This is a genomic window from Polynucleobacter sp. MWH-UH19D, assembly GCF_040409795.1.
GTDB lineage: Bacteria > Pseudomonadota > Gammaproteobacteria > Burkholderiales > Burkholderiaceae > Polynucleobacter.
Genome location: NZ_CP099571.1, coordinates 1,190,664 through 1,216,257, shown reverse-complemented (window position 1 = coordinate 1,216,257; position 25,594 = coordinate 1,190,664). Strand labels below are relative to the sequence as shown.

General features: G+C 45.3%; 19 protein-coding genes and 1 tRNA gene. 16 read left to right on the top strand and 4 right to left on the bottom strand.

The features are described from left to right. Positions 1-150 precede the first annotated feature (150 nt). On the top strand, positions 151-828 hold the full coding sequence (gene leuE, locus NHB34_RS06135; RefSeq protein ID WP_353426765.1) for a leucine efflux protein LeuE: 678 nt from the start codon (positions 151-153) through the stop codon (positions 826-828). Positions 829-850: 22 nt separating this feature from the next. Here the strand turns inward: leuE and NHB34_RS06130 are convergent, their stop codons facing one another. Beyond that, complete coding sequence (locus NHB34_RS06130; protein ID WP_353426764.1) at positions 851-2,248, bottom strand: coniferyl aldehyde dehydrogenase; 1,398 nt, start codon at positions 2,246-2,248, stop codon at positions 851-853. 61 nt (positions 2,249-2,309) lie between these two features. On the opposite strand from NHB34_RS06130, the gene msrA reads away from it, so the two are divergent. Beyond that, positions 2,310-2,882 (top strand): peptide-methionine (S)-S-oxide reductase MsrA, encoded by a 573-nt coding sequence (gene msrA, locus NHB34_RS06125; protein ID WP_353426763.1) that lies wholly within the window; start codon positions 2,310-2,312, stop codon positions 2,880-2,882. A gap of 26 nt (positions 2,883-2,908) precedes the next feature. Here msrA and pdxH read toward each other — a convergent pair whose 3' ends face one another. Further along, positions 2,909-3,544, bottom strand: coding sequence for a pyridoxamine 5'-phosphate oxidase (pdxH, locus tag NHB34_RS06120; protein WP_353426762.1), 636 nt, complete (start codon positions 3,542-3,544; stop codon positions 2,909-2,911). A gap of 20 nt (positions 3,545-3,564) precedes the next feature. On the opposite strand from pdxH, the gene NHB34_RS06115 reads away from it, so the two are divergent. From NHB34_RS06115 to NHB34_RS06090, 6 genes are all read left to right on the top strand, one after another. Beyond that, positions 3,565-4,314 (top strand): tRNA threonylcarbamoyladenosine dehydratase, encoded by a 750-nt coding sequence (locus NHB34_RS06115; RefSeq protein ID WP_353426761.1) that lies wholly within the window; start codon positions 3,565-3,567, stop codon positions 4,312-4,314. A 318-nt stretch (positions 4,315-4,632) separates the two neighbouring features. Next, positions 4,633-5,961, top strand: a complete 1,329-nt coding sequence (locus tag NHB34_RS06110) for an amino acid permease (protein ID WP_353428559.1) — start codon at positions 4,633-4,635, stop codon at positions 5,959-5,961. A gap of 9 nt (positions 5,962-5,970) precedes the next feature. Continuing rightward, positions 5,971-7,086: an alanine dehydrogenase gene (gene ald / locus NHB34_RS06105; RefSeq protein ID WP_353426760.1), complete on the top strand. Its 1,116-nt coding sequence runs from the start codon at positions 5,971-5,973 to the stop codon at positions 7,084-7,086. A gap of 107 nt (positions 7,087-7,193) precedes the next feature. Then, positions 7,194-7,769: a TMEM165/GDT1 family protein gene (locus NHB34_RS06100; protein WP_353426758.1), complete on the top strand. Its 576-nt coding sequence runs from the start codon at positions 7,194-7,196 to the stop codon at positions 7,767-7,769. A gap of 47 nt (positions 7,770-7,816) precedes the next feature. Next, positions 7,817-10,426 (top strand): aminopeptidase N, encoded by a 2,610-nt coding sequence (gene pepN, locus NHB34_RS06095; RefSeq protein ID WP_353426757.1) that lies wholly within the window; start codon positions 7,817-7,819, stop codon positions 10,424-10,426. Between the two features lie 72 nt (positions 10,427-10,498). Beyond that, positions 10,499-11,500, top strand: a complete 1,002-nt coding sequence (locus NHB34_RS06090; protein ID WP_353428558.1) for a class 1 fructose-bisphosphatase — start codon at positions 10,499-10,501, stop codon at positions 11,498-11,500. Positions 11,501-11,585: 85 nt separating this feature from the next. Here NHB34_RS06090 and cphA (NHB34_RS06085) read toward each other — a convergent pair whose 3' ends face one another. Together cphA (NHB34_RS06085) and cphA (NHB34_RS06080) are read right to left on the bottom strand one after the other, a co-directional pair. Next, a complete protein-coding gene (gene cphA, locus NHB34_RS06085) occupies positions 11,586-14,156 on the bottom strand; it encodes a cyanophycin synthetase (protein ID WP_353426756.1) in 2,571 nt (856 codons plus the stop codon). After that, the gene (cphA, locus tag NHB34_RS06080) at positions 14,157-16,349 is read right to left on the bottom strand and encodes a cyanophycin synthetase (RefSeq protein ID WP_353426755.1); all 2,193 of its coding nucleotides are present in this window, start codon (positions 16,347-16,349) and stop codon (positions 14,157-14,159) included. It lies immediately after the preceding gene. A 203-nt stretch (positions 16,350-16,552) separates the two neighbouring features. Here cphA (NHB34_RS06080) and NHB34_RS06075 point away from each other — a divergent pair, with 203 nt between their 5' ends. The 8 genes from NHB34_RS06075 (at position 16,553) to NHB34_RS06040 (ending at position 25,571) form a co-directional block, all read left to right on the top strand. Continuing rightward, the gene (locus NHB34_RS06075) at positions 16,553-18,910 is read left to right on the top strand and encodes an ABC transporter ATP-binding protein (RefSeq protein WP_353426754.1); all 2,358 of its coding nucleotides are present in this window, start codon (positions 16,553-16,555) and stop codon (positions 18,908-18,910) included. Next, the gene (locus NHB34_RS06070) at positions 18,907-19,386 is read left to right on the top strand and encodes a DUF1854 domain-containing protein (RefSeq protein ID WP_353426753.1); all 480 of its coding nucleotides are present in this window, start codon (positions 18,907-18,909) and stop codon (positions 19,384-19,386) included. The genes NHB34_RS06075 and NHB34_RS06070 overlap by 4 nt, the downstream gene beginning before the upstream one ends. Before the next feature lie 15 nt (positions 19,387-19,401). Next, positions 19,402-19,477 (top strand) — tRNA-Thr (locus tag NHB34_RS06065). Between the two features lie 267 nt (positions 19,478-19,744). Continuing rightward, positions 19,745-20,743 carry a tripartite tricarboxylate transporter substrate-binding protein gene (locus NHB34_RS06060; protein ID WP_353428557.1) on the top strand — a complete coding sequence of 333 codons (999 nt, stop codon included), beginning with the start codon at positions 19,745-19,747 and terminating at the stop codon, positions 20,741-20,743. A gap of 82 nt (positions 20,744-20,825) precedes the next feature. After that, a complete protein-coding gene (locus NHB34_RS06055; RefSeq protein ID WP_353426752.1) occupies positions 20,826-21,353 on the top strand; it encodes a tripartite tricarboxylate transporter TctB family protein in 528 nt (175 codons plus the stop codon). 41 nt (positions 21,354-21,394) lie between these two features. Continuing rightward, positions 21,395-22,891, top strand: a complete 1,497-nt coding sequence (locus NHB34_RS06050; protein WP_353426750.1) for a tripartite tricarboxylate transporter permease — start codon at positions 21,395-21,397, stop codon at positions 22,889-22,891. Positions 22,892-22,990: 99 nt separating this feature from the next. Then, complete coding sequence (locus tag NHB34_RS06045; protein WP_353426749.1) at positions 22,991-23,359, top strand: DUF2946 family protein; 369 nt, start codon at positions 22,991-22,993, stop codon at positions 23,357-23,359. A 70-nt stretch (positions 23,360-23,429) separates the two neighbouring features. Continuing rightward, positions 23,430-25,571 (top strand): TonB-dependent receptor, encoded by a 2,142-nt coding sequence (locus NHB34_RS06040; RefSeq protein ID WP_353426748.1) that lies wholly within the window; start codon positions 23,430-23,432, stop codon positions 25,569-25,571. Positions 25,572-25,594: the final 23 nt, after the last annotated feature.

Here is a 25,594-nt window from a genome sequence, read left to right as displayed (position 1 = left end):
AGCGCGATTTTTGTTTCGGTGTTTAAGACTTCTAAACGATGCGCTGAAATATAGCTGGGGGCGATGAATCAAATTGCTTAAAAAGCCTCTCATTATGACAGCCCAGATGCGTTATTACAAGGGTTTTCCCGAATTTATTATCATGGTGCAATGGAAATGCATGCTTTAGCTCTCTTATCACCCGCAAACGCAGGAATAGCAGACTTCTCAAGCTATTTATTGGGAACTTTGCTCATTATTTTGTTACCTGGCCCTAACTCGCTTTATGTTTTAGCGATTTCAACGCAAAAAGGTTGGCGATATGGCGCTTGGGGTGCTATTGGAATTTTTATTGGCGACTCAATATTGATGATTGCTGTCTCATTGGGTGCTGCATCGATGCTGATTTCATCGCCAGTGCTATTTCAGTCGGTGCGAATTGCTGGGGCCTTGTACTTAGGATGGATGGGTCTAGGGTTGCTACGAAGTGGGCAACAGCGCTGGAATCCAGCATCTCAAGCAAATATTTATGAAGTTCAGGCGCGTCTCATGCAATTGCATCCATTGCTGGCAGCTTTATCACTCTCCTTAACTAATCCCAAGGCGATTTTTTTCTTTATTGCATTTTTCTCGCAATTTATTCGCCCAGATTTTGCGCATCCGGCATACACCTTTATGTATCTCGCCGTCGTTTTGCAAATCATGAGCATGACCTATCTCACCGGCTTGATATTTGCTGGCCAGTATTTCTCAAACTATTTTCAAAATCGTCAGCGTCTAGCAGCAGGCCTTTGGCTCATTACCGGAATGCTATTTATTGGTTTTGCAATACGCTTGTTATTGGCTTAAGTCTGACAAATCGCTTGGTAACTTACTTTAGTCGTCGCAACAACCGCTCTGTATTTTTTCCATAGGGTGGACGAGCAGGTTTGGTACCTTTTAAAAGGTTTGTGCCCAAAAAGCCGCGAACATCTAGGATGGATTTTTTGTGACTGAAGCTATCGAACCCTGCCTTGCCATGATATCTGCCCATACCGCTTGCACCAACTCCACCAAATGGCAAAGTCTCCACGGTAGCATGCAGGAAAACATCATTAACCGTTACGCCGCCAGAGCGGGTCTCTTCTAAAACTTCTTGTAAATGCTTTTTGTTTTTGCCAAACCAATAAAGGGCTAAGGGATTTGGTTTTTGGTTGACATAAGCAATTGCTGCAGCTGAATTTTCGACTGCAACAATCGGTAACACTGGACCAAAGATTTCTTCATGCAGCACTCGCGCCTCTGCAGGAGTATTGATCAGCGCAACTGGCTCAAACCGCTGTTGATCTTCACCTGATTTTTGAAGCAATGGAATAGGATTGGCGCCACGGTTGATGGCATCGCTCAGTAAATTTTGCCAATATTGCAACTGCCGCTCATCAATGGGACCTGTTAGTTCATCAGGATTGCCAAATTGTGCTTGCGCAGCTATTTGTAATTCTTTGATGAATGCGTCTTGTTGATTGGCCTCCAGAAGCACATAGTCTGGCGCAATGCAGGTTTGACCATTGTTGAGTAATTTCCCATATGCAATTGCTTGGGCTGCCTCTTTGAGGTTAGCGGTGGAATCAATGATTGCTGGAGTTTTGCCACCTAGCTCCAGAGTCACGGGTGTCAGATTTTCGGAGGCGGCGCGCATCACTTTTTTACCAGTCGCTTCGGAGCCTGTAAAGAGAAGATGCGCAAAAGGGAGGGCGGCAAATTGTTCGGCTACCTCAACGCCACCAGTGCTGACAGAAAACTCAGTTGGGTGAAAGTATTCTTGAATAAGGCTGGCTAAAAATCCCGAGGTGCGTGAACTGCGTTCTGAAGGTTTTAGCCAAACACGATTACCTGCTGCAAGTGCGGAGATTGCCGGAAGGAGTGCTAACTGTATGGGGTAGTTCCATGCGCTAATGATGCCAACCACCCCAATGGATTGGTTTTCAATCCATGCCTCAGAGGAAGATAAATAGGATGGCGTTTCCATTTGAACTGGTCTCATCCAATCCTTTAGGTTCTTGCGTACGAACCTACAGGCCTGAGACACCATTCCAAACTCCGCAAGCCGAGTTTCAGATGGGTTACGCACGCCAAAATCTGCTGTCAGGGCTTTGCATATTTTCTCTTCATTGGCCTTGATCATTTTTTCGATACGCCCGATGCGCTCGAGTCGAACTTCGAGAGTGGGATTGGGTTCAGCCGCATAGGCTGCTTTAATTTCTTCAAGCTGAATGGTGAAGCGATTCATGGTGTATTAGTCAATGGATCAATGTTTAGCAGGAATTCCAATAAGGTATTAGGATAAAGCCATGGATGAAATCTTTGATAAAAACCTTTCCAAGCTCGAGCGGGCAACCTTAGGCGGCGGTTGTTTTTGGTGTTTAGAGGCCGTTTATCAGCAGATCGAAGGGGTAAAAACAGTTGTTTCTGGTTATGCTGGTGGTGCGATTGCAAATCCCTCTTATGAGGCGGTGTGCTCTGGCAATACCGGGCATGCAGAAATCGTAGATATCGAGTTTGACCCTCAGATAATCTCCTTTCGAGATCTTTTAGAGGTTTTCTTTGTGATTCACGATCCTACGACTTTGAACTATCAAGGCAATGATCATGGTACGCAATATCGTTCAGTGATTTTTGCCCATAGTGCTGAACAAGTCAAAATCGCTCATGAGGTGGTTCGCGAACTTGAGGATTCGAAAACCTATCGTGATTCGGTTGTTACGCAAATAGATGTTGCGCCAATCATCTATCCAGCCGAAGACTATCACCAGAACTATTTTCAGCAGCACCCCAACCAAGGATATTGCGCATTTGTAGTGGCGCCAAAGTTAGAAAAATTTAGAGCTAAATTTAATTCCTTGATTGCCCCGAAATATCAGTAAGTCTTATTGATCCGGCCCAGTAAAGCTTAGGGAGCAAGTCGACTGATTTCCCAGTGATTATCTTTGAGTTGGTAGTGGATGCGATCGTGCAGACGAGAAGGGCGTCCTTGCCAAAACTCGATTTCTGTTGGGCGCAGGCGATATCCGCCCCAGTGCTTTGGGCGTGGTGGGTTATCACCAAATTCAGCTTTAAACTTTTTTTCTGCTTCTTCTAGAAATTCTCGATTAGGAATAGCTGCGCTTTGAGGTGAAGCCCAGGCGCCAATTCGAGAAGCTGGAGGGCGTGAATGAAAGTATTGATCGCTTTCAGTAGCGTCAACTTTTTCAACGATCCCTTTAATACGTACTTGACGCTCAAGTTCATGCCAGTGAAATAAAAGCGCTGCTTGCGGGCGAATGGCTAATTCCTTGCCTTTTTGGCTCTCATAGTTGGTAAAAAACGTAAAGCCATTTTCGTCAGCGCCTTTAAGTAAGACAATACGGGCTGATGGATTTCCTGTTTCGTCAGCAGTGGCCAGCGTCATTGAATTCGGTTCAGGACACTCTGCTTTAATTGCTTGATCAAACCACAACTGAAAGAGGGGTAGTGGCTGATGTGGAACTTCGGTTTCCGAAAGCTGACCAAGGGTATAGTTTTTGCGAAGTTGGGCAATGGAGTTCATTTATTCAGTATAAAGAGGCTATGGCAGAAAACAAGCAAGAAAACAGCATCGAAGATCGTCGATTTGGAGGGGTCTCTAGACTCTATGGATCGGAGCTGCGCCATAAATTTCTGAACGCCACTGTTGTAGTGGCTGGTCTAGGTGGGGTTGGCTCGTGGGCGGCAGAGTCACTTGCCCGCACTGGAATTGGCCACCTTGTTCTGGTGGATTTAGATCATATTGCGGAGAGTAATACGAATCGCCAATTACATGCCATCGAGGGGCAGTATGGCAAAGCAAAAGTGCAAGCAATGGCTGAGCGCATTTTGCAGATCAATCCGCAGATTCGTTTAACTGTTTGTGATGAATTTTTAGAGCCAGATAATTTAGGTCGCATCATTCCAGTCGATGCTTATGTATTAGACGCTACCGACTCAGTACAAACAAAAATTGCATTATCAGTTTGGGCTAAAACGCATAACCGCGCTTTAGTGATGTGTGGTGCCGCAGGTGGCAAGACGCAACCTACAGCAGTTCGTTGCGATGATCTATCTCGCACCGAACAAGATGCATTATTAGCTAAAGTTCGGCAAGGGCTCAGGCAGGACCATGGCTTCTCTAGAAATCTAAAGCATAAGATCGGTATTCGAGCAATTTATTCACATGAGCCAAGAGCTGGTGCCTCAACTGGTGGGCTGGCTTGCTCTGGCTATGGTTCAACTGTCATGGTGACTGCGGCTTGCGGTATTGCTGCAGCTGCTGAGATTCTCAACTTAATTGGCCAAGAATAGTTTCACCTTTTTTGATATATCTGCGTCAATTCGGCAGAAATTCCTAAGGGGATTCCCTGTAGGAAATTACTGATTCTTTTGCAGGTAAAAATTAATTCTTGATAGAGCGCAATTGTTTTTAAAGACAATTTTTTATTTCCAACTTCATATTTAGTCTTTAAATCACTTTAGGAACTTTTCCCCTCTAGTGAATACCAAAACTCCTCCCTAGACTTTGCCTCGTTGGTAAACCGCCAACAGAAAATCGAAAGGAGGTCTCTTTTGCAGACTGAACAAACTGGCTTAAAACGCCATCTCAAAGTACGACACATTCGTTTGATGGCTTTAGGATCAACGATTGGTGTTGGTTTATTTTTAGGATCCGCTAGTGCTATTCAAATCGCAGGTCCATCTATTCTGTTGGGATATCTGCTCGCAGGAATCGTCGCCTTCATCGTCTTACGCACCTTGGGTGAAATGGCTGTGCATGAACCGGTAGCAGGGTCTTTTGCTGCTTATGCCAATACTTATGTTGGACCCCTAGCAGGTTATATGGTGGGTTGGGGGTACTGGACCTACTGGATAGTAGTGGGCATTGCCGAAGTGACGGCTGTTGGCATATACATGGGAATTTGGTTCCCAGAAGTGCCGCAGTGGATATGGGCTTTATCCTCGATTGTGCTAATGGGTTTAATCAATCTGATCGCTGTAAAAGTGTTTGGCGAGTTTGAGTTTTGGTTTGCTCTGATTAAGGTTGTTGCGATTGTTGCCATGATTGCCTTGGGCGGTTCAGTCATTCTCTTTGGCTTTACAAATAACTGGCAGCCTATTGGCTTAAGCAATCTTTGGCAGCATGGCGGATTTTTCCCAAATGGCTTTGAGGGAATGTTGCTTTCATTGCAGATGGTTCTATTTGCATATGTTGGTATTGAGATGATTGGCCTGTCTGCTGGCGAGGCGGAAAACCCTAAAAAAACCATTCCCATGGCAATTGATTCCTTGGCATGGCGAATTCTTATTTTCTATATGGGTGCGATTCTCGTTATCTTAGCGATCTTCCCATGGAATGAAGTGGGTCAGCAGGGCAGTCCTTTCGTGGTGATGTTCGAGCGAATTGGCTTACGTGAAGCGGCTGGGTTAATCAACTTTGTCGTCATTACTGCAGCACTCTCATCTTGTAATGCAGGAATTTTTAGTGGCGGCAGATTGCTTTACGCTCTATCAGCTAATGGCTATGCCCCTGCATCTTTTGCAAAACTTTCTAAATATGGAGTTCCTCATCGTGCAGTCATGGCCACAGTGGGGGTTTGTATGTCTGGGGTGGTGCTCAACTACTTTGTTCCAGATAAAGCATTTCAGTACATCATGGCTGCCGTTACCTTTGTTGGGCTAATGGTATGGATTGCCATCCTATTTACTCAAATGAAATTTCGACGCTCTTTAACAAAAGCTCAGATAGCTGAGCTTGGTTATCGCGCTCCTTGGTGGCCTTATTCCTCGTGGTTTGCTTTGGCATTTATTTGTTTAGTTGTAGTGCTGATGGGCTTTCATGAGGATGCGCGGGTTGCACTGATATTGGGCCCGTGTCTGCTGGGCGTGTATCTCGCAATGTTCTACATCGTAGGGTTACATCGCAAAACAAAAGCGCAACGTCTATTTAATTCATAGGAGATAAAAATGATTATTGGTGTTCCACAGGAAGTAAAAAATAATGAGTTTAGGGTTGGCTTAACGCCAGGAAATGTGAGTGGGCTGTGTAAGCAGGGACATTCTGTGTTAATTCAGCGAGGTGCTGGCGAGCAAATAGGGCTAAGTGATGAGTCATATCGCATCGCTGGTGCCACGCTGATTAACAGTGCTGCTGAGGTATTTAAGAAAGCTGAAATGATTGTTAAAGTCAAAGAGCCTCAGCCGCAAGAGTGTGCGATGTTACGTGAAGATCAGATACTATTTACCTATCTTCACTTGGCGCCAGATCCGATTCAAACTCAAGCCCTTATTCAGTCTGGCGCGAGTTGTATCGCATACGAAACTGTCACGGCGTTCAATGGGGCTTTACCTTTGTTGGCTCCAATGAGTGAAGTGGCGGGGCGCATGTCTATTCAGGCGGCAGCTACTCATCTAGAAAAGACTCATGGAGGATTAGGAGTTTTAATGGCAGGCGTTCCTGGCGTATCACCTGCGAAGGTTGTGATTCTTGGTTCTGGGGTAGTAGGGCGTAATGCATTGCAAATTGCCGTTGGTATGGGGGCTGAGGTGTGCATCTTTGATCGTGACATTGATCGATTGCGACAAATTGATCAGTTTTATGGCAATCGCGTTCGCACTTTCTATTCAGACAGTTTGCTGATTGAGCAGGAAGTCAGTGAAGCTGATGTGGTGATCGGGGCAGTATTGCTTCCGGGCGGCGCTGCACCAAAGCTAGTAACTCGGGAAATGGTCAAAAAGATGAAGGCGGGCTCTGTGATTGTGGATGTTGCTATTGACCAAGGCGGCTGTTTTGAAACCTCAAGGCCAACAACACATGCAGACCCGACATTTATAGTGGATGGGGTTTTGCATTACTGTGTTGCGAATATGCCAGGCGCAGTTGCCAGAACATCTACCTTTGCTTTAACCAATGCTACCTATCCTTATGTAGAAGCTTTGGCTAATCACGGTGTCATGAATGCGCTTTCAATCGACCATCATCTGCGTAATGGCTTAAGTGTGCACAAGGGAGTGTTAACTTCAAGGCCCGTAGCTCAGGCGCAGGGATTGGATTTTGCATTGGCTGAGGAGTTGTTCGCCTAGGGGATTAATTTATGACTAAATGACATCAGCTTGGGAGTGAAATCTCAACCTAGTCATGAAGGAGATTTAAACTGTTTGGATTCTGATGAAGCCAATCGATTAAGTCTATGGATCTCTCTACTGTAACCCTCTCGGCTGGCGTTGTTGCGTTAGCTGAGATGGGTGATAAAACACAACTTCTTTCTTTAATGTTGGCAGCCCGCTATCCAAAACAAGCTATGGCGATTATTGCTGGCATTTTTATAGCTACGATTGCAAATCACGCCTGCGCTGCATTACTGGGTCATTGGCTCATGACATTGGTTTCGCCCGATGTTATGAGATGGATTTTAGGATTGAGCTTCTTGGGTATCGGTTTATGGTTATTGGTGCCCGACCATATTGATGACGCAACAGATTCAAAAGTGGTTGATCGAACCTTTCAGGTTTTTGTGCTCACTGTAGCTCTGTTCTTTTTGGCCGAGATGGGTGATAAAACACAAATTGCCACAATAGCCTTAGGGGCTAAATATGACGATGTTGTTGCAGTCACAATCGGCACTACGCTTGGAATGATGCTGGCTAACGCTCCAGCCGTTTGGCTTGGTCAAAAATTTACCAAGCGGATGCCAATTAAGTGGGTGCATGGTGTAGCCGCTCTGACCTTTATTGCCATTGGTGTGGCGACTTTGGTTTGGAATTAAAGAGCTGGGCTTCTGCAATAGATCAGCCCAGGACTTAAAATGAGACCATGAAAACTGATTTAGTACAGAGCTTTCGGCGGCTCGAATATCGTCCTCCCGTTTACACCTTTGATCAGGTTGAATTAGACATAGCGCTCGATCCAGCGCGTACGATTGTCAAAAGCAAAATTGAAGTTTTACCAGGCAAAGGTTTTGAGTTAGGCGCGCCATTGGTGTTGCTAGGTCAAGAGCTGGAGTTTGTCAGTTTGCGGATAAATGGTGAGGCTCATCGACATTTTGAGTTGACTCCAGAGACTTTGACAATTCACTCCTTGCCAAAAGAAGGCAAAGAGAAATTTATTGTTGAAATAATTTCGGTGTGCGTTCCAGAGAAAAATACCAGTCTGATGGGCTTGTATGTTTCCAATGGCAACTTCTTTACCCAATGTGAAGCAGAGGGCTTTAGAAAAATCACCTATTTTTTAGATCGCCCCGATGTGATGGCGCGTTATCGGGTGACCTTGCGGGCTATTGAAGCGCGGTACCCTGTATTGCTATCAAATGGTAATTTGTTGAAGCAAGAAAAATTACCCAATGGTTGGCATAGCGCAACTTGGGAAGATCCATTTCCAAAACCATCTTATCTATTTGCATTAGTTGCCGGCAAACTGGAATGTATTGAAGAGACAATTACCACTAGCAGTGGTGCAAAAAAATTACTGCAAATTTGGGTTGAGCCACATGATTTACAAAAGACCCGTCATGCAATGGATTCTTTAATTGCATCGATTCATTGGGACGAGAAGCGTTTTGGTTTGGAGCTTGATCTTGAGCGCTTCATGATCGTGGCGGTTGGTGACTTCAATATGGGTGCCATGGAGAACAAGGGATTAAATATCTTTAATACCAAGTTTGTATTGGCTAAACCAGAGACTGCTACCGATGCGGATTTTGCCAATATTGAAAGCGTTGTTGCCCATGAGTATTTTCATAATTGGACGGGTAATCGCGTCACTTGCCAAGATTGGTTTCAGTTATCGCTAAAGGAAGGTTTAACCGTATTTCGGGATCAAGAGTTCTCAGCTGACCAAATGGGTAGCGAGTCGGGTAGGGCAGTTAAGCGCATTGAGGATGTACGTTTATTGCGTCAATTGCAGTTTCCAGAAGATGCCGGTCCAATGGCTCACCCCATACGTCCAGATGAATATCAAGAAATCAACAACTTCTATACCGTGACGGTCTACGAGAAAGGATCTGAAGTGGTGCGGATGTATCAGACCCTACTGGGTCGAGAGGGATTCCGTAAAGGCATGGATCTGTATTTTCAGCGCCATGATGGTCAAGCGGTAACGTGTGACGATTTCTTGGCGGCAATGGCCGAAGCCAATGGCAAGGACTTAACACAGTTTAAAAATTGGTATAGCCAGGCAGGCACACCGCGCGTGAAGGTGAAAGAGCAATACGATGCAACTAATAAACAATATCGCCTTACCTTAAGCCAAAGCTGTGCACCCACACCCGGTCAGGTAGAAAAGAAGCCATTCCATATCCCACTGAAAGTACGCCTTATTACTGATGCTAATGATCAGGTGGAGCAGTTGCTAGAGTTGACAGAGCCAGCGCAAACATGGACCTTTGATCGGGTTGATGATCGTCCTGTGTTGTCAATTAATCGAAACTTTTCTGCTCCAATCCATATTGACTTTGAGCAGTCGGAAGAAGATTTATTGACGCTGTTCTCTAGTGATGACGATCCATTCAATCGCTGGGAAGCGGGTCAAAAGCTGGCTATGCAAATGATTTTGAATAATCGCTTGCCTGATCCTGCATTAATAAACGTTTATCGTGAAATCTTGCTAGACCCCAAACTTGATCCAGCTTTTAAAGAATTGGCGTTGACACTGCCTGCTGAATCCTATTTGTACGAGCAGTGCGCAAGTGTTGACCCGCAAAAAATATTTACTGCGCGAAGATCTTTCCGTAAAGAGCTAGCAAAGCAATTGCAATTAGAGTGGGCTGCGCTCTACCAGCAAAATCAAACTCCAGGCCCCTTTAAATCAGATGCTGTAAATGCTGGAAAGCGAGCACTTAAAAATTTAGCTTTAAGTATGTTGCTAGATGCAGATCCAACCATTTGGGCGCCGATGGCACGCAATCAATATCAGATTGCTGACAATATGACGGATCGTTATGCCGCTCTTTCTGCGTTGGTTATGCATGGCGCCAAAGGTGCCGCTGAATGCCTGGAGGATTTCTACAAGCGTTTTGCAGATGATGCCCTCGTGATTGATAAGTGGTTTGCATTGCAATCTAGCAGGCCACCCGTTGATAGTCTTGAGCCAGCTCTGAATGATGTAAAACGCTTGCGTGAGCACCCTGCATTTAAATTGAATAACCCCAATCGTGCTCGCAGCGTGATTCATGTTTTCTGCGCAAACAATCCTGCAAGCTTTCATCAAGCTGATGGCAGCGGCTATGATTTCTGGGCTGAGAGTGTTTTGACGCTCGACCCAATCAACCCTCAAGTTGCTTCCCGTCTTGCCAGAGCTTTGGATCGTTGGCGTTTATTTGCCCAGCCTTATCAAGACAAAATGAAATCTGCTCTAGAGCGGGTTGCAGCCTGCCAGTCCCTATCACCGGACGTTAAAGAGGTTGTTAGCAAGGCTTTGAGTAGTTAATTTTGAGTTTTTGGATTACAGGGCAAAATAGAGCTTATTCATATTTTGAGCACCAAATAAATCTTCGGAGAAATCGTTTTGTCCTCTACCCATACTAATTTCAAGCAGTATTTAGCAACAGCCAAGCCAAAAGGGGTTGCGATACCCGATGGTTTGCAAGATTTATTAGCTGCTGTAGTGGCCACCTGCTCAACGCTTAGCCATGAGGTTGCTCAAGGCGCATTAATTGGCTTGCTAGGTTCTGCTGGAACGGGGAATGTACAGGGTGAAGTGCAGCAAAAGCTCGACATTATTGCCAATGACTTATTAATTGAAGGTGTAAAGGGTTGCAAATCATTGGCAGGCTTGGCATCTGAAGAAATGGAATTACCCGTTCCTGTTCAAGGCACAGGCGACTATCTGTTGTTATTTGATCCGCTTGATGGCTCATCCAATATTGATGTCAACGTCTCGATTGGCACAATTTTTTCGATTCTGAAAAAACAAGATCCACAAGCGCCGCTACAAACTTCTGACTTCTTATTATCTGGTCGCCATCAAGTTGCTGCTGGGTATGTAGTGTATGGACCTCAAACTACGATGGCTCTCACCTTGGGTGATGGCGTAGTGATGTTCACCCTGAACAAAGTAACGGGTGAGTTCTTATTGATTAAAGATGCCGTAACCATTGCGCATTCAACTAAAGAGTTTGCAATCAATATGTCTAATATGCGTCATTGGGCAGATCCCGTGCGTCGCTATGTTGAGGAGTGCTTGGCTGGAGTCGGTGGTGCTCGCGAAAAAGACTTTAATATGCGTTGGATTGCATCAATGGTGGCTGATGTGCATCGCGTGCTTTCTCGTGGCGGCGTATTTATGTACCCATGGGATCAACGCGAACCACATAAGCCAGGCAAATTGCGCCTCATGTATGAAGCAAATCCAATGAGCTTCTTAGTGGAGCAGGCGGGTGGTGCATCTACAAACGGTAAAGACTTAATCATGGATTTGCAACCAACGGATTTACATGAGCGCGTTTCAGTCATGCTGGGATCGAAAGAAGAGATTGATCGTTTGCGCCATTACCATGCTTAAGTAATACTCAAGTTTTTTCCGGCATCAATAGTAAAAACCCAATCAGATGATTGGGTTTTTATTGAGTAAGGCTTAATTCAGGTTTCTAGGGTTGAACCTTCTCTTTGAGATAGGCTAATGACTCTTCCACCTGATCAATTAAGATTAAACAGATGTCGCCCTCAGATACTTCACTCAAGGCAGTATCAATCGCCAAAAACTCTCCATGAATTTCTTTTACCTGCTTGGCCCTGGTTGCTCCAACCAAGCCTTCTTGCAGAAGTTTTAGAACTTCGCCATCTTCTCGGCCGCGCTGACAGGCGTCTTGATAGAGGATGACATTGTCAAAAGCATTGCCAAGAATTCTAGTGAGATCGCGAATGTCTTCATCACGTCGATCGCCTGCGCCACTAATCACCACATGGCTCTTTTTGGGTTTCATTGCTTCAATTGCGCTCGTTAGTGCGCGCATCGCATCCGGGTTATGGCCATAGTCAGCAATAACAGTGGCGCCTTTATGTTTGAACTGGTTAAAGCGACCTGGTACGGAATTAGGATCACTCTCAAAACTGTTTAATCCCCGCGCAATTTTTTCTGCATCTAATCCAAGCGCCCACGCAGCCCCAATTGCTGCCATCGCATTTTCTATCTGGAAGCCAAGGACGCCATTTTGCGTCAATGGAATTTCACTGACAGGGAAGCGGTACATCACGCGCGAACCTTTTGAGGCGACGATATAGGTGCCGTCAAAGAAAATAACCTTCTTGTTTTTGGCTCGATGCGCAGTGATAACAGGGTGATGTTGATTTTGGGCAAAAAAGATAACGCGGCCTGAGCATTTATCTCCCATTTTGGCAACCATAGGGTCTGCAGCATTGAGTACTGCGGCGCCAGTTGGGGCAACGTTTTGCACAATCACACGTTTGAGAACAGCTAAATCTTCAACACTGGTGATGTAGTTCAAGCCTAAGTGATCACCTTCACCAATATTCGTAACGACCGCAACTTCGCAGCGATCAAAACCCAGGCCCTCACGTAGTAAGCCGCCACGAGCAGTTTCCAGAACCGCAGCATCTACATCTGGATGCATGAGTACATTGCGAGCACTCTTTGGGCCACTGCAATCGCCAGTGTCAATCAGTCGATGATTGATGTAAACACCATCGGTGCCAGTCATACCAACTCGTAAGCCTGTTTCACTTAAGAGATGAGAAATCAATCTAACTGTTGTTGTCTTGCCATTAGTCCCGGTGACTGCAACAACCGGAATGCGACCATCTTCACCGGGAGGGAACATCATATTGATGATGTCTTCGCCAACAGCACGTCCTTTACCATATGAGGGCTTAAGGTGCATACGCAATCCAGGAGCCGCATTGACTTCAACAATTCCGCCACCCTGTTGCTCTAAAGGTTTGTAGATTGACTCACATAAAATATCGACGCCAGCAATATCAAGGCCAATCATTTGAGCTGCAGCAACTGCGCTTGCGGCAACATCAGGGTGAACATCATCGGTGACATCGGTGGCGGTTCCGCCAGTACTTAAGTTAGCGTTATTGCGCAATAAAACACGCTCGCCTACTTTGGGTACATACTCCGGTGATAGCTTATTGCTTGCTAGGTGGGCTAGAGCAATATCATCAAAGCGAATTTTAGTGAGGGCGGTAGCATGGCCATCACCACGCAATGGGTTTTGATTTTCTTTTTCTACAAGTTGTGCAACGGTGTGCTTGCCATCGCCAACTACTTGCGCAGGCTCACGACGAGCAGCTGCTGATAAGCGATTACCCACAACCAAAAGGCGATAGTCAGCACCAGGCAGGTAACGCTCAACGATGGTTTCGCGACCAAAGGCCTGTGTCACCTCAAAACCTGCGCGTACTTCTTTTTCGGTTTGAATGTTAGCTACGACCCCTTTGCCTTGATTGCCATCTTTTGGCTTGAGAACAATGGGGCCACCAATCTTTTGTGCGGCTCGCCATGCATCATCAGCAGTAGTGACTACCTCGCCAATCGGAACAGAGACACCTGCAGCAGCGAGTAAGTTCTTAGTGAGCTCTTTATCCTGAGCAATTGCTTCGGCAATCGCGCTAGTGTCGCTGGTTTCTGCCGCCTGAATACGTTTTTGTTTACTACCCCAACCAAATTGGACCATGCTACCTTCAGTCATACGGCGATAAGGGATGTTTCGTTGAACAGCAGCATCCACAATAGAGCCAGTACTAGGGCCTAAGCGCACATCTTCATAGAGTGCCTCGAGCTCCGCTAAAGCAGCGGCCAAGTCAAAAGGGGCATTATTAAGAGTAGCCTGAATCAGTGCGAAGGCAAAATCAAAGGCCATACGCCCAACAACTTCTTCAATGTATTCAACAACTACTTGATATACGCCTTCATCAATTGTTTGCACCGTGCGACTAAAGGTTACAGGACAACCTGCCTGGGCTTGTAAGCCAAGGGCGGCATGCTCTAGAGCATGTGCCAGAGAGAGCGTGTCAGTTAAACCACCGCGACGCATGCTACCAAGTTGTGGGAAGCGCTCACGAATTTTGGTCTCAAATTGTGGGATGGCATCTATAGAGCGCTCAGCGACATCACAAGTCACAATGGCTTCTAATGCAGTATGGCGACTCCATAAATTTGGGCCGCGCAGCATGCGAATGCGAGTGATTTCCAATTAAGCCCCTGTTAATGTTGTTGTGTCTGACACAAAGGTTTGAGCGCCAGCTTCAATCACGTTAAATGGAATATCCAAAGCCCAAGCAGCCGCAATCGCAGCGCCTAGATTCATCGTCTTCCAAGGCGTAGTGCTGCTTGATTCAGAATGTCTTGGTACTGGGATCGATTTTTGATCTAACTTACCTGATTTCAATGTGATTTGTTGTTTGCCAACGAGCACTGCGCGACCACCATTTTGCAGATGGGTTTTCATTACTTCTGAATCTGGATTTTCGCTAAAGAAAATCACTTCACCATCACACAATTCAGCCATCTGAACGCACATGGCGTCATCTGCGTTCAGTACACCAACACCAGTTGGAAGAACTACGTCAATTTGTGTGCGCACAATACTAAAGACTTGGTCTTCGTCATAGATTGCGTATTGAGGGAAGTTGGCTTTGGGGTCGACATTAAGGACGACGCCCACTTGGCAACGATCATATGCCAAGCCTTCAATCAACATAGACAAGTGATTGTTTTCAATAACAGCCGCTTCGACAGCTCTGTTTAATAATGTGCGACGAGCATTTTCCCAATTCGATCCGTTAGTGTTGGGGATAGCGCGATTGCCAAAAAATAATCCTTTGCTACAAGATAGGCCGACATAGACATTGGTCAGACGTAAAAAGTGCGCCACCATTTCAGCAACGGGGGTCTTACCATTTTGTCCGCAGATACCAACCAAAGGAACTCGGAAGTCAGCACCAGGAGGGAAGAGGTGATTGGCGATCTCTTTGCCAACAGGTTGCGGTTTTCCACTTGCAGGCTTTAAGTGCATCAATAGACCAGGGCCGGCATTGACTTCCACAATTGCTGCGTTTTGTTCTGCGAGCGGACGGCTAATATCTTGTGCCACGAGGTCAACACCAGCAATTTCTAGACCAACAACGCGAGCTGCGAGTGCAACTTGGCTCGCAACATCAGGATGCACTAAATCGGTCACATCAAATGCAACATTACCGTTACTTTGAATGAGTACTTTTTGATCTAACGCGGGAATGCTGTCGCCAGTGAGTTTTTGACGCGCCAATTCCAACTCAACTGCAGAATCAATTCTGACTGGATTTAAAGGGTGCTCTTCAGCAGTGCCACGGCGTGGATCAGAATTAATCTGAATCTGAATAAGTTCATGAACCGTGTGTTTGCCATCGCCGGTAACCCATACGGTCTCACCTTTGGCAGCGGCTACGACTTTATTGCCTACGACTAGTAAGCGGTGCTCGTCTCCAACAATATGACGCTCAACTAAAACCTCGCTACCTTCATCAATTGCTACGGCATAAGCCGCTTCAATTTCTTGCTGGGTATACAAATTGATAAATACGCCGCGACCATGGTTTCCATCAATTGGTTTGACCACGACTGGTAGGCCAATATCTTGCGCCGCTTCCCAAGCATCGTCTGGACTGGTAACTGTTCTACCATCAGGTGTTGGAACCCCAGCGCTTCGCAAAAGACTTTTGGTTAAATCTTTATCGCGAGAAATAGTTTCTGCAATGGCACTTGTTTGATCAGTTTCAGCGGTCCAAATGCGTCGTTGCTTTGCTCCATAACCTAATTGAACTAAGTTGCCTTCAGATAGGCGAATGGAGGGAATGCCGCGCTCTTCAGCTGCATTGACAATACATGCAGTGCTAGGACCTAGCAGTAGGTCATCACCCAAATCACGTAACTTTTCAATGATGTCTTTGGTTAAGGCGATACAGTCTTGATTGTCTTGAGCAAGTGCCAGATAAAGATCGCGAGCGTACTTTAAAGCGGTGAGGGTTACTTCCTCATTGATCGCGCTCACCATCACTTTGTAAACACCGCGACGATCCCCATCGCGAGCTTTTCCAAAGCCACCAGGAATTCCAGCAAGATTTTGCAGCTCAAGGGTGAGGTGCTCCATGATGTGCGCCGGCCAAGTACCTTCCTCAACACGCTTGAGAAAGCCGCCAGTTTCACCATAGCTACAACGATGCTCAACTAGACTTGGGAGCGCTTTTACCAAGCGGTCATAAAAACCTGGAATGAGGTTTGAAGGGTAGTCCTCGAGTTCTCCAATATCGATCCACACCTCAATGACCGGGTGGTAGGTCCACATATTGGGACCACGCAAGTGCTTGACACTCAGAATTTCAATGGATTTATCTAATAACTGGGGCATTTATGGTCTAGCAAGGGGTCCTGGCCAAGGTCTTTAGCTTGGGTGGAGCAGGCTGTTTTTGAGTTCTAGTTTTATTGAAAATCCACAAAAATGGCAAAAATACATAAAAAGGCTGATTTCGACAATTTAACGCTTTTCTGCCCCTGAAAGTTGACAGAGCCAATAAATCTAAAAAATTGAGCTCCACTATACTTTTGGGGTTAATGAAGCCAGAAATCCTACCTTTTGCTCCCGCTTTGCCAAGCTACTGGCAAGCTATTTTGAGGAGTGAAAAATCACCCATTCAGTCGCAAGAGGCTTTGCTGGCATGGGTAGAGCTTGATTTGGATGCAAGTTTGCGTTTTAACAAGAGCCTCTTGTTGCTAACTGATCAGATTTTGCTTTGGACGGATGGTCAGAATTTTGAATCGTGGACGGTGAATGCGGCAGGGCGATTGGTTCATGGAGATCATGCTGGTGTTGGGCATTTAAAGCTTGAATTGGCTGATAGCTTAAAGAGGGTCTGGTACTACACGCTAGCAGTTAATCCACAAGTGCTGCGCCTTCAATCGGCATTTAGAAAGCTCACAAAAGATGGTCAGCATAGTGAGAGCGAGCTTACCGAGTATGACAAGCAAGTTTGTCCAGTTTGCCTAAGTCCTAAACCTGCAAACTCGGATAGTTGTCCCACATGCGATCCCGAGGACGATAAACCACCTTCGACTTGGACTTTATTTAAGCTTTGGCGTTTTGCTAAGCCTTATCAAAACCAATTGCTGCTTGGGTTTGTATTAACACTGCTATCGACTGGTGCCACCTTAATTCCGCCGTACCTCACAATGCCGCTAATGGATCATGTATTGATTCCTTATGAGCGCGGCAATCCCATTGATTTTCATTTAGCGAGCATGTATTTGTTGGCGCTATTTGGTGCTGCAATAGTGGCTTGGGGTCTTGGTTGGTGGAAGACTTACTTGCTCGCTTTGGTGAGCGAACGCATTGGCGCAGATCTGCGTAATACCACCTTTGAGCATTTACTAAAACTTTCGCTTGAGTACTTTGGCGGCAAACGTACCGGTGACTTAATTGCTCGCATTGGCGCTGAAACAGATCGTATCTGCGTCTTCCTGTCTCTTTACGCACTTGACTTTGCAACTGACGTCCTGATGATCACGATGACCGCAGCCATCTTAGTCTCGATTGATCCTTTGTTGGCTTTAGTAACCTTGGCGCCATTGCCATTTATTGTTTGGATGATTCATGTAGTGCGCGATAAATTGCGTTTTGGTTTTGAGAAGATTGATCGCATTTGGTCTGAGGTTACGAACATCCTGGCCGATACTATTCCAGGAATTCGTGTTGTCAAAGCATTTGCTCAAGAAGATCGCGAACTAAAACGCTTTGTTGATTCGAACAAGCACAATTTGCAAATCAATGATCGCGTAAACCGTGTTTGGGGATTGTTTTCTCCTACGGTGACCTTATTAACCGAAACAGGTTTGCTGGTAGTGTGGGGTTTTGGTATTTGGCAGGTAGCCCATCAAAAAGTAACGGTTGGCGTGTTGATTGCCTTCTTGGCTTACATCGGACGTTTTTATGTGCGCTTAGATTCAATGAGCCGCATTGTTTCGCATACACAAAAAGCGGCTGCTGGAGCAAAACGCATCTTTGATATTTTGGATCATGTTTCCAGCGTTCCCGAGCCAATCAATCCTGCGCCATTGGGGTCTGTACAAGGTCGAATTACTTTGCGTGGCGTGGGATTTCGTTATGGGAATCGCGCCGTATCTAAGGGAATTGACTTAGAGATCGCACCGGGCGAGATGATTGGTTTGGTTGGTCATAGCGGCTCAGGTAAGAGTACTTTGGTGAACTTGATTTGCCGTTTCTATGATGTCAGCTCTGGTTCTATTGCATTAGATGGGCGGGACATTCGTAGCATTGGGATTGCAGACTATCGCAAGCGGATCGGATTGGTTCTCCAAGAACCATTTTTGTTCTTTGGAACGATTGCCGAAAATATTGCCTATGGCAAGCCTGATGCAACTCGCGAAGAAATTATTGAAGCCGCACGAGCTGCCCATGCGCATGAATTTATTTTGCGCTTACCACTTGGCTACGACTCTCTAGTTGGTGAGCGTGGTCAGTCGCTCTCTGGTGGCGAGCGCCAACGCATTTCTATTGCAAGAGCATTGCTAATTAACCCAAGTATCTTGATTTTGGATGAGGCTACCTCATCAGTTGACACCACTACTGAAAAAGAAATTCAGCGGGCTTTGGATAATCTAGTTAAAGGTCGCACAACTATTGCAATCGCGCATCGTCTTTCTACCTTGAGAAAGGCTGATCGCCTAGTAGTACTTGATAAAGGTGAGATCGTGGAGATTGGTTCTCACGAGCAGTTGATGGAGGCACAAGGTGCTTACTACACCTTGTATCAAGCCCAATTACGCCATGCCGCAGAGTTGGTTGAGGGTGGCGCTATTGGCGAAAGCTTGGAAGAGTCTGATCAAGAAAAACAAGAAGAAAAGCAAGAAGAAACATTGCAAGTCATCGCAAAAAATATTGGGGGAGGGGTATGACACAAGGCCATCAACCTGCCAATACATTGCATCGTGACTCATTAGGTCGCCTGGTTTTTGTCGATAGAAGTGGTGTCTCTCATATTGGCGTTCACCCAGTGAGAGCATTTCCAATTACTGCGCCTACTGCTGGTATCGGCATCATGAATCAATCTGGTAAAGAGGTTTATTGGTATCCAAATGCATCGCACATTCCAAATGCAGAGCTCTCACTCATCGAAGAGGAATTGGCTGCGCGTGAATTTATGCCAGTGATTGAAAAAATTACTCGCGTTTCAACTTATGCAACGCCAAGCATTTGGGATATTGAAACTGATCGCGGGCCAACCCGAATTCGCTTAAAGGGCGAGGAAGATATCCGTAGAATCGCTGGCAACACACTGCTGATCGCTGATTCCAATGGATTGCAGTTCTTAATAAAGGACTCTACTCAGCTAGATAAGATCAGCAAGAAATTTTTAGACCGTTTCCGCTAGAATTTATCCCACCAGGCCGCTTTAGCTCAGTCGGTAGAGCAGTTCATTCGTAATGAAAAGGTCGCCAGTTCGATTCCGGCAAGCGGCACCATCACATTTGCCCCGCATCCCAATGGGGTCTTTAATCGCTCAATTTTTTGTATGCACAAACGCCCTTTTTGCGCAGAAATTAGTACACTACGAATTGGCATTGGCTTGATTTATAAGGGTTTTCACTAAATTGAAGATCTCTATGTGAGTCGTTTTTGAAATTATTGATGGTAGTCAAGTTCATCTTTTCTATCTTGTTCAAAAATCACACACGTATTAAATAAGCCAAATTAAATTGGTAACTATTTTGGAGACAGAAGTTATGAAGATGAAATTAAAAGGGGCATTACTTTCTGCCGCATTGGCCCTTGGTGTTACTGGCGCATCTACTGCCTATGCAGCATGGGAGCCAACCAAACCAGTTGAATTCATCATTCCAGCAGGCCCAGGCGGCGGTGCTGACCAAATGGCTCGCATGATTCAAGGAATCATCACCAAAAACAATTTAATGAAGCAAGCTATCATCCCGGTAAATAAAGGTGCTGGAGCTGGCGCAGAAGGTTTCTTGGCAATGAAAGAAGCCAAGGGCGATCCAAACAAAATTGTGATCACACTTTCTAATTTGTTTACAACCCCATTGGCTACAGGTATTCCTTTTAATTGGCAAGACATCACCCCAGTAGCGATGTTGGCTCTTGATCAGTTTGTCTTGTGGGATAACGCAGAAAAGCCATACAAGACTGCAAAAGAATATATCGATGCAGCAAAAGCAGCTGGTCCTGGCAAATTCAAGATGGGCGGCACAGGCTCTAAATCAGAAGATCAAATCATTACCGTTGCGATTGAAAAAGCAACTGGTGCAAAGTTCACTTATCTTCCATTTAAAGGGGGTGGTGACGTAGCAGTGCAATTGGTTGGTAATCACGTTGACTCAACTGTGAATAACCCAATTGAAGCGGTTGCCCAGTGGCGTGCCGGTAAATTGCGTGCGCTTTGCGTGTTTGATGACACTCGTATGCCATACAAAGAGAAGGTAACTGATACGCAATCTTGGTATGACGTGCCAACATGTAAAGAAGCTGGTGTTCCAACTGACTACGTGATGTTGCGTGGTATCTTCATGGCGCCTGGCGTTACTCAAGAGCAAGTAGATTTCTATGTCGACTTGTTTAAGAAGGTTCGCGCAACACCAGAGTGGAAAAAATTCATGGCTGATGGTGCTTTTAACCAGACCTTCATGACAGGTAAAGAGTTCCGTAATTGGCTTACATTAAACGAAGCTTTGCACAAGCAGTTAATGGGCGAAGCTGGCTTCTTGGCTAAGTAATCTGTACGAGATTGAATGGGGCCTCCTTTGGAGGTCCTAATTTTTTAGTAGTGATTTATTAATTTTTATTAGTGAAAAAGTAATGTCTGAACATAACAAAAATACAAATACAGAGTCTGTAATTAGCATGCGTGCTATGGAGATCATTACAGCGCTTTTATTTATCGCCATCGGTTTAGTTGTGATGGTTGGTAGTCTTAAGTTAGGCGCAAGTTGGGGTAGCGACGGCCCAGAGGCAGGTTACTTTCCTTTTTACGTCAGCTTGATCATTATTGTTTCAAGTGCAATTACGCTTTATCAAGCAGTGATTGTGAATAAAAACAAAGAAACAGAATCTTTTGTTGATAAAGAGTCATTTGGTCAGGTGATGGCGGTTCTATTGCCAGCCTTTGTATTTATTTTGGGCGTTCAGTTAATTGGTATTTATGTTTCCTCAGCGATTTACATCGCCATTTTTATGGTGTGGCTAGGCAAATACCCAATTTGGAAAGCGGTTGCTGTAGCAGTGGGTGTGAGCGCTGCGCTTTACTTCATGTTTGAGTACTGGTTCCAAGTTCCATTGCCACATGGCTCATGGATTAATCCCCTTGAGTTCTTGGGTGTGCAATAAAAAATAACTATTAAAAAAGATTAAAGAAGAAGGAGTCCAAGTTGGAAGAAATTAGCGCTCTATTCAGCGGCTTTGCCGTTGCAATGACACCATTTAACTTATTGCTCATGCTCGTTGGTGTGACGCTTGGTGTGATCATTGGCGTTTTACCTGGTCTGGGTGGTGCAAATGGCATCGCTATTTTGCTACCGTTGACATTTACTATGCCGCCAACTTCAGCAATCATCATGCTCTCTTGTATTTACTGGGGCGCTTTGTTTGGTGGTGCGATTACATCGGTATTGTTCAACATTCCAGGCGAGCCTTGGTCGGTTGCGACAACCTTTGATGGTTATCCAATGGCGCGTAATGGCAAAGCTGGCGAGGCATTAACAGCAGCATTTACATCTTCATTTGTAGGTGCGTTTATTGCAATCGTGATGATTACTTTCTTGGCACCATTGGTTGCTAAGTTTGCATTACAGTTTGGTCCACCCGAGTTCTTCTCGGTTTACTTGCTGACCTTCTGTAGTTTTGTGGGCATGAATAAAGGCTCGCCATTTAAGACGATCTCTGCCATGATGCTTGGCTTTGCATTAGCAGCGGTAGGTATGGATACCGTTACTGGTCAGTTACGCTTGACATTCGGTCATGCCGAGTTGATGCGTGGTTTTGACTTCTTAATTGCGGTTATCGGTTTGTTTGGTATTGGCGAGATTCTGCTATCTATGGAAGAGGGCTTGGCATTCCAAGGTGCTGCTGCCAAGATTCGCGGTAAGGTAGTTTTGGAGACTTGGAAGCAATTGCCAAAATATTGGGCAACCTCAATCCGTAGCTGCCTGATTGGTTGCTGGATGGGTATTACGCCTGGCGGTGCTACTCCTGCTTCCTTTATGGCTTACGGAGTTGCTAAGCGTGTTTCTAAGAATGGCGACAAATTTGGTACGGGTCAGATGGAGGGTATTGTTGCTCCAGAAACTGCTGCTCACGCAGCAGGTACATCAGCCTTGTTGCCAATGCTGTCCTTAGGTATTCCAGGCTCACCAACCGCAGCGGTATTGCTTGGCGGTTTGTTGATTTGGGGTCTGCAACCAGGTCCATTGCTCTTCGTTGAAAAGCCAGACTTTGTTTGGGGCTTGATTGCTAGTATGTACTTGGGTAACTTGGCTGGCTTGTTTGTTGTATTAACTTGCGTGCCGCTGTTTGCTTCAATCTTAAGAATCCCGTTCTCCATCATTGCGCCTGTCATTATTGTGATCTGTGCTGTTGGTGCCTATACCGTACACAATGCAACATTTGATGTTTGGCTGATGCTTGGTTTCGGTATTTTGGGATATGTGTTTAAGAAGCTTGATTACCCAATGGCGCCAATGGTTTTGGCTTTGGTGCTCGGTGATCGTGCAGAAGACTCCTTCCGTCAATCGATGCTGATTTCACAAGGCAGCTTAGATGTGTTCTTCTCTAACTACTTAGTTGGCGCAATTACTACATTTGCATTGTTGCTCTTGTTCTGGCCATTAATTGGCAAGGTTATTGGCAAGAAAAAAGCGGTAGCTTAAGCATTTAAACCTAATTAAAACGGGTTAAAAACAGCAAAGGGGGGCGAAAGCCTCCTTTTTGTTTTATTAGGCAAAAAATCCGATAAAATCCAAAACATCATGAATTTCCACAAAAACCGCCTCATTCACTGGATTGCAGCAATAGCAATTGCAATGAGTGCACTTGCGCCAGCGGTTTCCCAGGCGGTTTCGCTTGCTAAAGGCGGGCATGGTTTTGCAATGGAGATTTGCTCGGCTGATGGCAGCAAAATGCATTTGAATGTTCAGCTTGACGAAGAGTCGAGTAATTCGATGCAACCATGCCCATACTGCATTACTCATATTAGTATCGCCCCAGCATTTAATGCTGATCTCACCTTTGCAGCGCCAACTTCTTTTGCGTTGCTTCCAAAGCTTTTCTATCAATCACCCAAACCACTCGCTGTTTGGGTTACACCACCCTCAGCAGCACCTCCCACACAAGCCTAATCAAAAAATAGGGCATAGCCTAGCTATGTGATGGCAACTTCGTTTGCCGACTTGTTATGTGGGGATTCTAGTGTTTAAGAAATTCAAAAACAATACCTGTATAGGTATATTGATTGGTATGGGGTTGGGGGAGAGCATTTCCTGGGCGCAGATTGCGCCGCCACTAAATTATGGCCAAAAGTTATCTGATGTTGTGGTGTCTGCTACTAGATCAGGCACGCAGTTGAAAGAGATGACTCAAAATACGACCATTTTGACTAAAGAAGAGCTTGAGATTGCTCCAGACCAAACTATCGATCAAATTCTCAAGAATCAAACCAGTGTCTTTCTTAATGATCAGCCATTTTATGAAAAGGATCCAACCGGACAAAGTATCAATGTTCGTGGCTTGGGAAATGCTAGAACTTTAGTATTGATTGATGGCGTTCCTGCAAATGATGCTATGTATGGAACTGTGCAGTGGAATTTAGTGCCGATGTCCGCCATTCAGGATGTTGAATTTATTCGCGGCGGTGTATCTAGCTTGTATGGAAACATGGGTATGGGCGGCGTAATTAATATCAGAACAAAACCCATAGATGAAAAATCAGAAGTCTCGGGAAGCATTGGCTCATTTGCTACTGGCACTGTGGCCGCTTCAAAAGAATTTGCAATCAATGATGCATTGAGGGTGAGGGCGTCGGCTGATTACTTCAGTACTGGGGGTTATCAAAATATCGCAACCATCTACCCATCATCACAAAGCGCTTTAAAGTCTGGAATGGGGGATGAGAGTGCTAAGAATGCAAACTTTCGATTACAAGGTTCTTTAAAAGCCACTCAAGAAACAGACGCTTCCTTTAATTTTGGCTTGCACTCAATGTCGAATTTACCTGTTGGTGGTTACAATTTTGCAAGAAAAACAACTAATGAGACTACCCTTTCGGGTGGTACAAATACAAGATTGAGCTCTAATGAGAATGTGCAGGTGAATGCATATTATGAAGAGACTACATTACAGCAACAAAATGTCAGCTCTACCAATCCTTATATTAATGCCGCCTACAGTAATCCATACTATCAGGTTGGTGGGTCTGCTCAGTATGCTAATAATTTAAAAACTATCGCAATAGATCAAGTCATTGCAAGCGTTGATGCAAGGCAGGTATCAGCCTCTAATTTTCAGAATAACTACAACTCGCCTGGTGCCGCCAATTACAACAGTAGCAAGCTGGGCACGTTGGCATCGCAGGTTGTAGCACAAGGAACGCAAAATTTTCTGGGGGTTCTTGGGCAAGCAAAATCGAAGTTTGAATCAATACCTCTTGAGCTTACCTTGGCTGCGAGGGTTGATAGGTGGACTAGTGAAGTTCCCGTAAATTACACACAGCAGGTTGGTTCAGCCCCCTTATATCAAGCTGTTCCGAATCAGGCTATGACAAAATTTAGTCCAAATCTTGGATTACTTTATCAAGCTACAAAAGAGTTAGATTTTCGAGCTGCTGCCTATCAGGCATTTCATGCGCCGGGTTTAAATAATACTATTCGAAGTTATGGGTCGGGAAGTAGTTATGTGGGAAACAATCCCTACTTAACACCAGAAAATATGACTGGGTATGAGCTTGGAACAGACTATCGCTGGCAATCTGGGTTCGTGCAAGTTACCGGTTTTAATGCAAATGTTACCAATGCGATTGCAACATACACTTTGACATCTGCGCAGATAGCAAGTACATGTGCTCCCCTATGTTCAACGGGTGCAAAATCCTATAGTAACGATCAGTCCTTGCAGAGTTCTGGATTGGAAGTGCAGGGGCATGCTGATATCTCTTCAAAATGGGCAACAGATTTGGGGTATACGCTGACAAAGGCGGTGCTTACTTGGACTGGCGGCCAAATTAGTCAGACATTAAATCCTACCGGCGTACAAATTGCGGGTACGCCGCGAAATATGGCAAGTGCTGGCCTAACGTATTACCCAAACTTTAAAACAAGTCTCACCACTACGATTCGCTACATCGGAAATTCATGGTACGACACTGCGCACACGATGCCAATTCCAGCATACGCAGTTATCGGAGCTCGTATTAATTACGAAATGACTCCGGGAACCACCCTCTATTTAAGCGCAGTAAACTTACTAAATCGCAATTACATTACTTTTGGATCGGGTTCTCAATATATTGCTGGGCAACCACAATCTATTACTGCCGGTGCCCGCATTACTTTCTGATGACTAAAAAAATAAACTTCGAA